At 63.3% G+C, this 10,965-nt stretch carries 10 protein-coding genes; 7 read left to right on the top strand and 3 right to left on the bottom strand.

The features are described 5' to 3' along the window. Window positions 1-58: 58 nt before the first annotated feature. Entirely contained in the window at window positions 59-700 is a 642-nt protein-coding gene (locus tag EOA36_RS15235; protein WP_127278330.1) for a 50S ribosomal protein L11 methyltransferase, read from the top strand. A gap of 217 nt (window positions 701-917) precedes the next feature. Here the strand turns inward: EOA36_RS15235 and EOA36_RS15230 are convergent, their stop codons facing one another. Continuing rightward, window positions 918-1,883 (bottom strand): LysR family transcriptional regulator, encoded by a 966-nt coding sequence (locus tag EOA36_RS15230; RefSeq protein WP_127278329.1) that lies wholly within the window; start codon window positions 1,881-1,883, stop codon window positions 918-920. Window positions 1,884-2,317: 434 nt separating this feature from the next. On the opposite strand from EOA36_RS15230, the gene EOA36_RS37285 reads away from it, so the two are divergent. The 4 genes from EOA36_RS37285 (at window position 2,318) to EOA36_RS15215 (ending at window position 5,648) form a co-directional block, all read left to right on the top strand. Continuing rightward, the gene (locus EOA36_RS37285) at window positions 2,318-2,461 is read left to right on the top strand and encodes a hypothetical protein (RefSeq protein WP_189553223.1); all 144 of its coding nucleotides are present in this window, start codon (window positions 2,318-2,320) and stop codon (window positions 2,459-2,461) included. A 51-nt stretch (window positions 2,462-2,512) separates the two neighbouring features. After that, window positions 2,513-3,301, top strand: coding sequence for an NAD(P)H-dependent oxidoreductase (locus EOA36_RS15225; protein ID WP_127278328.1), 789 nt, complete (start codon window positions 2,513-2,515; stop codon window positions 3,299-3,301). A 12-nt stretch (window positions 3,302-3,313) separates the two neighbouring features. Further along, window positions 3,314-4,351, top strand: a complete 1,038-nt coding sequence (locus EOA36_RS15220) for an MFS transporter (protein WP_127278327.1) — start codon at window positions 3,314-3,316, stop codon at window positions 4,349-4,351. Window positions 4,352-4,478: 127 nt separating this feature from the next. Further along, window positions 4,479-5,648, top strand: coding sequence for an epoxide hydrolase family protein (locus EOA36_RS15215; protein ID WP_127278326.1), 1,170 nt, complete (start codon window positions 4,479-4,481; stop codon window positions 5,646-5,648). Window positions 5,649-5,794: 146 nt separating this feature from the next. On the opposite strand, the gene EOA36_RS15210 is transcribed toward EOA36_RS15215, so the two are convergent. Both EOA36_RS15210 and pgi read right to left on the bottom strand, forming a co-directional pair. Continuing rightward, a complete protein-coding gene (locus EOA36_RS15210; protein WP_127278325.1) occupies window positions 5,795-6,517 on the bottom strand; it encodes an HAD family hydrolase in 723 nt (240 codons plus the stop codon). A 5-nt stretch (window positions 6,518-6,522) separates the two neighbouring features. Further along, window positions 6,523-8,166: a glucose-6-phosphate isomerase gene (pgi, locus tag EOA36_RS15205; protein ID WP_127278324.1), complete on the bottom strand. Its 1,644-nt coding sequence runs from the start codon at window positions 8,164-8,166 to the stop codon at window positions 6,523-6,525. A 302-nt stretch (window positions 8,167-8,468) separates the two neighbouring features. Between pgi and EOA36_RS15200 the strand changes: the two genes are divergently transcribed. Continuing rightward, the gene (locus tag EOA36_RS15200) at window positions 8,469-9,962 is read left to right on the top strand and encodes a PLP-dependent aminotransferase family protein (RefSeq protein ID WP_127278323.1); all 1,494 of its coding nucleotides are present in this window, start codon (window positions 8,469-8,471) and stop codon (window positions 9,960-9,962) included. A gap of 192 nt (window positions 9,963-10,154) precedes the next feature. Next, the coding region (locus EOA36_RS15195; RefSeq protein ID WP_189553221.1) for a trimethylamine methyltransferase family protein at window positions 10,155-10,965 on the top strand (811 nt) is incomplete at its 3' end.

The following is a 10,965-nucleotide window of genomic DNA, read 5'->3' as shown; positions in this document are numbered from 1 at the left end:
GGCGGACGATCCCGCCGGCTTCGAAGCGCCGGGCCGACGCCTCGACCCGGCGGAATTCATCAAGGCGAATTTGCGCCTTGCCCCAGTGCGGGCGCTTCCTGAAATCCAGCTCTACACGCCCCATCCCGGCAGCGGGCTGAGGCGGCTCGTCGGGCCGCACGACGATCTGGACGAAGCCGAGCCGCTGCCGCCCTACTGGGCCTATGCCTGGGCCGGCGGCGCCGTGCTGGCGCGCCATATTCTCGACCATCCGGAGATCGTGACGGGCCGCCGCGTGCTCGACCTCGGCGCCGGCTCGGGCCTTGTCGCCATCGCCGCCGCGAAGGCCGGCGCAGCGGAAGTGATCGCCGCCGAGATCGACCGCAACGGCGTCGCCGCGATCCGCCTCAATGCCGCGGCCAACGCCGTCGAGATCACCATCTTCGACAAGGATCTCACCACAGGCCCGCCACCGGCCGCCGACCTCGTGCTGGCGGGCGACGTGTTCTACTGCCGTGAGGTTGCCTTGCGGGTTATGCCGTTCCTCGACCGCTGCCTGGCATCAGGCATCGAGGTACTGGTCGGCGACCCCCGCCGCAACGATTTGCCGCTCACCCGGCTGCGATTGATCGCTGAATATGAGGTGCCGGATTTTGGGGATGCAAAGGGGATTGCGAGCAGACCGAGCGGGGTGTTTTGGTTTAAGGCGGAAGAGCGGTAGGGCGCAGGCCGATAGCTGGAACGGCCGGGGTTCGAGCCAGTGCTTGCTTAGGTCGAATGAACGTCTGGTTAGCGCCTAATTCCGGTCGTTCATCCACCGATTCCTGTGGAATGGCGCGCCCGGCATAGCGAAGATGGGCACTCAGACCATTGGCAAATTGCGGTGTCACTTAACTCGTTTGCATGCTGATCGGCAAAGCGCAGCAGACCCGCTAGGGTCAGGAGCCATTGATGTGAGGCGCGTGATCTGATTCAGGCTCCGCGACCCTAGACCCGCCTTTATCGTGGTCCCCAACTAGGCTTCCGATCAGGTTTCGGACCCAGCGGTGGCCAGCATGCCTATGACATCTCTCGTGCCAAATCAGACTGACATTGAATTGTTCACCTAGCCAGGGCAGGTCAACCATCATGAGCTTTTCTGATTGCCTGAGAAATAGGCGCCTTGGCACGAGTGCAACCAAATCACTATCTAAGACGATCTCCGGCAGGAGCAAAAAGGAGGCCGCTGACACGACGACGTTGCGTCGGTAACCAAGTGTCGCCAAAGCACTGTCCACTGGCGTTTCGAAGTCGCCGCCCCGCGGTGACACCACGACGTGTTCCAATTCGACATATTCGTCTATTGTCATACCCGATTTTAGCCGAGGATGACCGTGTCTTCCTATGAGGACATAAGTTTCGTTGAATAAGTGACACGTCCGTAGGTGCGGGGCCGACCGCTCGGGAGTAGCGATAACAAGATCGACTTCTTTATTCCCCAATTGCTGCTCCACCAGCTCGGGCACCAGATGCCGTACGGCCACCCGTACTCCCGGCGCCGTCTGCCGGAGAGCCAAGACGAACGGCATCACCACTGCTGCCTGGATATAGTCAGAACAGCCGATCGATACGGTAAGCTCGGCCTTGCCGGGATCAAAGTCCTGATGAGAATGTAACGCGTTGCGCACGTGATCCAGCGCGTCTCTCAGTTGCGGTGCAAGTTCGATTGCCTTGGCGGTCGGGATCATGCCTCGACGAGTCGGGAGCAGAAGCGGGTCGTCAAACAAATCCCGAAGCCGTGCTAGTTGCGCGCTTACAGCCGGCTGACTGAGGTGCAGTTGATCTGCCGCTTTCGTTACGTTTTGTTCGGCAAGCAGCACTTCGAGCGTCGCCAAGAGATTGAGGTCGATGCGACTGTCATTCACCGTGTCTATTCCTAGTCGCCGTTTAATCATTTCTATATATGATGATCGCGGCGCTGCCCGTCAACGGCTTGGCCGCCTAATGGGAAGCTGTCTGTGTTGGCGTCGGGCCGCTGGCGCGAAAGCGATCGCTGCTGTTCTTACGATTGGTAGAGAGCCGCCAAACTGGAGCGGAGGGAGCCGTGCGGCACCGACGGGCCAATCGAACGCCCGCGTGCAAGTGCCAACGTGGCGATCAGCGGTTAGATATCCGCTATCTGGATAGCACGGGTCAAGATAATCGATTTCACAAATCTTAGTCAGATACTCATGTTGAGGCCAGCCGGGCTTCCAATCCCGAGCCGGAGGCATCGAGTGATCTCAGTCAGCATCCCATACCCGACTAGCTTAGCGCGCGCTTTGGCGCGAACTGCTGCAACGAAACAAGCATTCTGCTGGTGATCGAGGAGCCTCGCCGCGCCGTCAACAGTGTAAGTATCGAAATCGATGTCGGCATCATCGAGCCGAGCGCGCCCGGGGGGGCACGCAAAATCCCCGAAAACGTCTGGGTCACCAACGCGCAAGCCCTGGCGCGCAATTGATACCGATCGGGAACATCAGACACAGCTCTCAACAACTACGGAGACCATCTCGTGAAAAGAAATATTCTCATCGTTTACGCACACCCTGAGCCCACTTCGCTGACACGGCAGCTGGTCGACGTGACCGCTGAGATGTTGTCGGCGGCGGGGCACACCGTGGTCCATTCGGACCTCTACGGCATGAAGTGGAAGGCGGGGTACGACGCCGATGACTTTCCGATGCGCAACAACCCTGAGCGACTGTCGTTCATCATGGAATCGGGCCATGCTTACGCAAGCGGGCATCAGACGCCCGACGTGATCGCCGAGCAGCAGAAGCTGCTCGCGGCCGATGCTGTGGTCCTGCAATTCCCGCTGTGGTGGTACGGCGTGCCCGCGATCTTGAAGGGCTGGATAGAGCGAGTCTATGCCTTCGGTTTTGCCTACGGCTATCAGAATGGCTCCAACGAGTTTCGCTTTGGCGACGGCATCCTCAAGGGCAAGCGAGCGCTGGTCAACGTGCAGGCAGGCGGCCCAGTGGCCGATTATGGCCCGCGGGGTATCAACGGGCCGATAGAGCAACTGTTGTTCCCGCTGACTCATGGCGCGCTGTTCTATCCCGGCATGGACGTGCTCCCGACGCACGCGGTCTATGGCGCGGGTCACGTTTCGACGGCGGAGCAAGTGGACGCGATCAAGGCAGCATGGCGTGTACGTCTCGCCGGGCTATTCACCGACAAGCCGATTCCCTTCCGTTCGCAAAACGGCGGCGACTTCCCCGATCGCCACACCATGGCCGACCACGTTGCGCCGGGCCAAACCGGCCTCGCCGCGCACTTTGCCGATCTGATCGACGCATAAAGAGCAACACCGATGTCGCCTGCATTGTTCGCGCTTGCCGTGGCGGCCTTCGCCATCGGCACGACGGAGTTCGTCATGATCGGGCTTGTCCCGGATGTCGCGCGCGATCTTACGGTAACGATACCCCAAGCCGGTCTGCTTGTGACTGGCTATGCCCTGGCCGCGACCGTTGGGGCGCCGACGGTCACGGCCCTTACTGGAAGGCTTCCCCGCCGCGGGCTTGTGGTTGGACTGATGAGCCTGTTCACGCTCGGTAATCTGCTTGGCGGCGCTGCACCGACTTATGAAGTGCTGCTGGCCGGGCGGATCGTGACAGGAGTGGCGCACGGCGTGGTCTTCGCCGTCGGCGCGCCGATTGCGATGAGCCTGGCGGATCGTGAGCGCGGCGCGCGGGCGGTGGCGACGATGTTCGCAGGGCTCACCCTTGCAATAGTCATCGGTGTCCCGTTCGGCACAATCGTCGGACAGAGCCTTGGGTGGCGTGCACCGCTGCTGGCGGTGGCTGTGCTCGGCTGCCTCACGGCAGCGCTATTGCGACTTTTGTTGTCGCGGGAAATTCCCCACGCTCCGCCCGCCGGTTTAAGGTCGCAGTTCGCCGTATTGGCGAAGCCCCGCCTCCTGGCGCTCTATTTCATCGCAATGAACGGGTTCGGCGGATCATTCGTGGTTTTCACCTTTCTCGCACCGCTGCTGACGGAGGTAACCCACGTGTCTCCTGCCGCAGTCAGCTTGGCGTTCATGGCATTCGGCGCAGCTGCGGTGGTCGGGAATTTTGGTGGGGGCCGGCTTAGCGATGCACTCGGCACGCGGCGCAGCCTGATGGCAGCGCTGGTCGGTCTGGTCCTGGCCCTTGCGACGCTGCCCTTTTCGGCCCCGCACGTCCTGACAATGTTCGCCAACCTGCTCCTCTGGTCTGCCTGCTGCTTCTGTCTTGGCCCGATCGTTCAGTCTGGCGTGGTCGCGGCCGCGGAAGAGGTCGCGCCCGACGCGGTCGCGACTGCTTCGGGTGGAAAGCGGACATTGCGCCTACGGCAATGCCGACCTGCATAGCAGACGTTTTGCCGTGGCGCCGTTCGCAAAAAGGATGGCGTTTCAGGAAACGTTGTGCGCAGCTTTCAGTTCAGTCGGTATTACCCTTCGGCGGTCAACGTCGTCAGCCGTTTAAGCGGAGAACATCATGATTTCACCCTACATAATAAACATTCCTGACGAACGGCTCGCCACGATCAGAGCCAAGGTCGAGGCTTATGACTGGAGCCAGCTGCCGGATGCGGGGGGCTGGTCAGCGGGGGTCGGGGTTGATGACCTCAAGCGACTCGCCGCGTATTGGCGGTACAGCTACGACTGGCGTGCGGTCGAACGGCGCCTCAACGCGCTGCCCAACTTCACGGCCGACGTGGAAGGCGAGCACCTCCACTTCGTTCATGTGAAGGGCGACGGCTCCAAGCCGCCCGTACTGCTTCTCCACGGCTGGCCGGGCTCGTATCTCGAGTTCGAGCGGCTGTTGCAGCCGCTCGCAGCGGACGGGCACGACGTTGTCGTCCCCTCGCTTCCTGGCTTCGCGTTCTCCAACCCGATCACGCGCCCGATCGGCCCGCGGCGGGCTGCTGCACTCGTGCATGGGCTGATGATACAACTTTTCGGCGACGCGCGGTATTTCGTTCAAGGGGGCGATTGGGGCCACGGCATCGCGGCCTGGGCAGCGCATGATCGACCGGACGCTCTGCTCGGCATTCATATCAACATGATGACCGTGCGTGCGGAGGATGCCGCTCCGACGACCGACGAGGAGAAGTCCTTCGCCGCCAAGCGTGCCGCGATTGCCGATCGGGAGAGCGCCTACTTTCACGAGCAGGAAACCCGTCCGCAGACGCTCGGCGTCGCGATGGCCGACAGCCCGGTCGGAGCGGCGGGCTGGATACTCGAGAAGTTCGGCAAGTGGGCCGATCTTCCGACAACCGCCGATGGCGACCCCGACATCTGGAGCAAATTTTCCGAGGAGGAACTCCTCACCAACATCATGCTCTACATCGCGCCGGCATCGTTCGTGACGGCAACCTGGATCTACTACGGCAGCCGGCTTGAGGAGTCGCGGATGCTTCCGGCCGGCACCCGCATCCAGGTGCCGACCGGCGTTGCGGCCTTCCCCGATCCAGTGTTCTTGCCGCCGCCGCGCTCGTTCGCGGAGAAGACCTACAACATCGTGCATTGGACCGACATGCCGCGGGGCGGGCATTTCGCCGCGCTGGAAGAGCCGGAACTGATGCTGGCCGACCTACGCGCCTTTATCGCGACGGTGTCGGGAGCGCGCTTTGGCTGCTTTCGGGACCATGGATTGACTGCCTAAACGTCTCCAATTGGAAGCTTCCTGCCATTCGAAAGTGCCCGCCGCGCACGGCAGTTATCCAATCGCCAAGACCCGAAAGCTGACTGTCCGCTCACGGCCCCATCTCGGCCATCGAAGTCAAACCACCTTCCCACCCCTTCTCCGGATCACGCCGTCTCCTTGACCCGTGCGGCCAGAAAATCCGGCAGGTCGGCAACCGAATCCAGGATGACGTCGGCGATCTCGGCCAGCGATTCGCGGGTGCCGGTGCCGGAGAGCACGCCGACCGCGAGGCCGCAGCCGCCGGCGCGCGCCATTTCGAGATCGTGCCTGTTGTCGCCGACCATGGCGATCTCGCTTGGCTTCAGGCCGGTGAGGTCGCAGAAGGCCTGGATGGTGTCCGGGGCGGGCTTGGGATTGGCGACGGCGTCATATCCGTAAGCGGCGACGAACAGTTGCGCCACGCCGAGCGTGACCAGCGTTTTTTCGGCGCCGCTGGTCGAATCGTTGGTGGCGACGCCAAGCCGGTAGGATCGCTTGTGCAGCAGGGCCAGCGTGTCGACGATATCAGGCAGTGCCACCGCCATCGCCGAGCCCTGAACCGAAGTGATCTCGTTGAAGCGGGCGACGGCCAGCATCTGATCCTCGTTGGACAGGCGCGGAAACCACAGTTCGACGACGTCGAGATTGGTGCCGGAGGCAAAGATGGAGTCGGGCTTGAAGCGCCGGTTGGCGAAATCGAAACCGGCGGCCGCGAGCAGCCTGTCGGCCTTCCAGCGATCGCCGTCGGCTGCATCCATGGCCATGAAATCGGCAACGCCGAGCCAGGTCGCGTTGAAATCGACAAGTGTCCCGTCCTTGTCGAACAATATTCCCTTGATGTCTGCCAAACTTTTCACTCCGAACCACGCAATTGGCGGATGTATCCCACAAGGCCAGCGGTCGACGCGTCGCGCTTGGCGGCACTTTCCTTGCCTTCCACGACAGGCAGGAGGCCGGTCGCCAGTTCCTTGCCGAGCTCTACGCCCCACTGGTCGAAGGAGTTGATGTTGAACAGCGTTCCCTCGACGAAGACGCGGTGCTCGTAGAGCGCGATCAGCCGGCCGAAGGTGCGCGGGTCGAGCTTGCGGTAGAGGATGGTCACCGAGGGCCGGTTGCCGGAGAAGACACGGTGCGGCGCGATGCGGTCGACATCGGCCGGCTTCATGCCCTTGGCCAGCATCTGCGTGCGTGCCTCGTCCAGCGTGCGGCCCTTCATCAAGGCTTCCGACTGCGCCAGGCAGTTGGCGAGCAGCAGGTCATGCTGATGCTTGAGATCAGGCTCGTGGCCGACCGCGGCGGCGAGGAACTCGACCGGGATCAGATCGGTGCCCTGGTGCAGCAGCTGGAAGAAGGCGTGCTGCCCGTTGGTGCCTGGCTCGCCCCAGACCAGAGGCCCGGTCGGCGTCGCCACCGGCGTGCCGTCAAGGGTGACGCTCTTGCCGTTCGATTCCATGTCGAGCTGCTGCAGATAGGCCGGCAGCCGTGACAACCGCTGGTCGTAGGGGATGACCGCGCGGGCCGGATAGCCGCAGATCACGCGGTGCCACCAGCCGACCAGCCCCAGGAGCGCCGGCAGGTTCTTCTGGAGCGGCGCGGTGCGGAAATGCTCGTCCATCTCGTGCGCGCCGTCGAGGAAGGCGCGGAAATTCCGCGGGCCGATGGCGATCATGACCGGCAGGCCGATCGCGCCCCACAGCGAATAGCGGCCGCCGACCCAGTCCCAGAAGCCGAAGACGCGATCCGGCTCGATGCCGAACTTGGCCACCAGGTCGAGCGCGGTCGAGACGGCGGCGAAATGCTTGCCCACGGCTTCCTTGCCGAGCGCTTTCTGCACCCAGTCGCGCGCCGTCTGCGCATTGGTCATCGTCTCGACCGTGGTGAAGGTCTTGGAGGCAATGATGAACAGCGTGGTTTCGGCGGACAGCCCCTTCAGCGTGTCGTGGATATGGGCGCCGTCAATGTTGGAGACATAATGCGCGCGCGGACCGTCATGATAGGGAGCGAGCGCCAGCGTCGCCATGGCCGGACCAAGGTCAGAGCCGCCGATGCCGATGTTGACGATGTCGGTGATCTTCTTGCCGGTGGCGCCTGTTGCCTTGCCCGAGCGGATCGCATCGGCGAAGGCGCCCATCGCGTCGAGCACGGCAATGACATCCGCCTTGACGTCCTGGCCGTCGACCGTGACCCCCTTGCCGGTGAGGTTGCGCAGCGCCGTGTGCAGCACGGCGCGGTCTTCGGTGACGTTGATCTTCTTGCCGGCGAACATGGCGGCGCGGCGGCCCTCGATATCCGCGGCGGCGGCCAGTTTTTCCAGCAAATCCATGGTCGCGGCGTCGACGGCGCATTTCGACCAGTCGAGCAGGAGGTCACCATCGGTGGCGGAGAACGTCTTGAAGCGTTGCGGATCGGCGGCGAAGGCCTGGCGCATGTCGCCAGGGACCGCGGCGCGATGATCGCGCAGGGCGGCAAGCTGTTTCTGGAAGGCTGACTGATCCACTGGCGGGGGACTCCTGGCGTTTTGGACGCACCATATCAGACCGGATGTTTCCGGCGCGTGTCGTCGCGCCACAACTATTGAGCCGAATTCCATCCGGTCAATACGCGGCGATGACGCAGCGCATCACGATGCGATGACACAATGTATCGGGCGGCGAGGTGGTCGCGGCTTATTTCGAGCTTGAAGGATCACTGGCATAAATCCCAAAGATCAGAAAAATTGATTGGCGCAACCCCTTGTGCCACGGTTACGTTCGGCTGGTCCAGCCAAGCAAAAAAGCTGGCCATCGAGGAACATCTCCCATGCCACAGAGAAACGACACGGCGATATGGTCCGGCCTGTTCCGGATTTCGGCCGAATCCGGCCAAACCTTGCAGGCGCAGATCCGCCAAGCCATCGTGGCCGCCATTCTCGACCGCCAGATCGCCGCTTCGATGCCGCTTCCCTCCTGCCGGATCCTGGCCGAGAAACTCGGCGTGGCGCGCGGCACGGTGGTGCTGGCCTTCCAGCAGCTCGTCGACCAGGGTTTCCTGGTGGCGCGCGAGCGGCGCGGCCATTTCGTCAATCCCGAAGTGCTGGCGACGCCGGCCAAGCCGCACCAGAAGGCGCCCGACCAGGCCAACGAGATCGACTGGAAGGCGCGCCGGCAGATCGCGGCCAGCGACATGCCGCCGCCGGCCAAGCACGAGAACTGGATCAAGTCGTCCTACCCCTTCGTCTACGGCCAGTTCGACCCGGCGCTGTTTCCGACCGCCGAGTGGCGCGAGTGCAACCGCATGGCGCTGGCCGTGCTGGAGATCCGCAACTGGGCGTCCGACATGGTCGACCGCGACGATCCGCTGCTGATCGAGCAGATCCAGGCACGGCTCTTGCCCAGGCGCGGCATCTTCGCCAATCCCGACGAAATCATCGTCACGCTGGGCGCCCAGAACGCGCTCTACATGCTGGCCTCGCTGCTGATGACCAAGGGCTCGAAAGTGGCGATGGAGGATCCGGGCTACCCCGATGCACGCTCGATCTTCCGCCTCGCGGGCGCCGACATCGAGCCGGTGCCGGTCGACCAGTCGGGTATCGTAACCTCTTCCATTCCCAATGATTCCGGCTTCGTCTTCGTCACCCCCAGCCATCATTGCCCGACCATGGTGCCGATGTCGGCCGAGCGACGGCAGGACCTCCTGGCGCGCGCCAACCGGCACAACCAGATCATCATCGAGGACGGCTATGACAGCCAGCTTCTCGACGAGGCACCGCAGCAGGCGCTGAAGAGCCTCGACCGCTCCGGCCGTGTCGTCTATGTCGGCTCGATGTCGAAGACGCTGGCGCCGGGCCTGCGGCTTGGCTACATCGTGGCCTCGGCTGGACTGATCGCCGAACTCCGGGCGCTGCGCCGTTTCATGCTGCGCCATCCGCCGGCCAACAACCAGCGCGCCGTGGCATTGTTCCTCTCGCTCGGCCATCACGAAGCGCTGGTGCGGCGGCTGTCGAGCGCCTTCGACGAGCGGCGCAAGCGCCTGGTCCATGCGATTTCCGCCTTCTTGCCGGAGTGGCGCTCGACGGATTCGGCCGGCGGCACCTCGCTTTGGCTGGAAGGACCACGGGGTACCGATTCCCGCGGTTTGGCCGAGGCCGCCGCCTCGCGCAGCGTCATCATCGAGCCGGGCGACCGCTTCTTCGACCGTACCGAAAAGCCTTCGCGTTTCATGCGGTTGGGCATTTCCTCGATCGCGCTGCAGCACATCGAGCCCGGCATCCGGGAATTGGCCACCGCCGCTGGCCGCAGACCCGCCGCGGCCTGATCCATTCTTCGATCCTTTGACGGGAGCCGCCTTCAAGCGGCTCCCGCTCCCTTTTCTCTGGCATACTCGACTGAACCCGCTGGCTCATAGGCTGTGCCAATGCCGGCGGCATAGTCGTGGCACAAAGGGGAAGAAGCAGCCGATGGTGGACCAACCGCCGCGCTGTTTCTCAGGAAAGGTGGAGTGTTTTCCATGTCAGTGGTTCTTGAAAAGCAGGACGCGGCGGATCAACGCTCCCGCCGCTCCGGGGGGCGCGAAGCGCGTCGCGCGATGCGGGCAGCGCCGCTCGCCGACGACATCAAACCGGTGCGTGCCGGCCTCGAGGGCGGCAGCTACGGACCACTCAAGGGCAATGATCGCGAGCGTATCCACGAAGCGGTGCTGACGCTTCTGGAGACAGTCGGCTTCGCCAACGCCATCCCCTCCTGCATCGAGGCGCTGACCCAGGCCGGCGCCACCTATGGCGATGACGGCCGCATCCGGTTCCCGCGCGCGCTGGTGCTCGAGACGATCAAGAAGGCGGCACGGAATTTCACCTTGCACGGCCAGGATCCCAAACACGACATGGTGATACAGGGCAAGCGCGTGCATTACGGCACGGCGGGTGCCGCCGTGCATCTGGTCGATGTCGAGAAGCGCGAATACCGTGAGTCGCTGCTGCAGGACATCTATGACGCGGCCCGCATCGTCGAAGGGCTCGACAACATCCATTTCTTTCAGCGGCCGATGGTGCCGCGCGACATTCCCGATCCGCTCGAAATGGACTTCAACACGCTCTACGCCTGCGTGATGGGCACGTCCAAGCATGTCGGCACCTCGTTCACGGTGCGCGAGAACGTGCAGCCGGCGCTCGAAATGCTCTACGCGATTGCCGGCGGCGAGGACAATTTCCGCGCCAGGCCGTTCGTGTCGAACTCGAACTGCTTCGTCGTGCCGCCGATGAAATTCGCCGAGGATGCCTGCGGCGTGCTCGAAGCATGCGTCGAGGGCGGCATTCCAAGCC

This window comes from Mesorhizobium sp. M8A.F.Ca.ET.021.01.1.1, from assembly GCF_003998025.1.
GTDB lineage: Bacteria > Pseudomonadota > Alphaproteobacteria > Rhizobiales > Rhizobiaceae > Mesorhizobium.
Note: the sequence above shows the minus strand (reverse complement) of the source record. Positions and strands in the feature narration are given on the sequence as shown.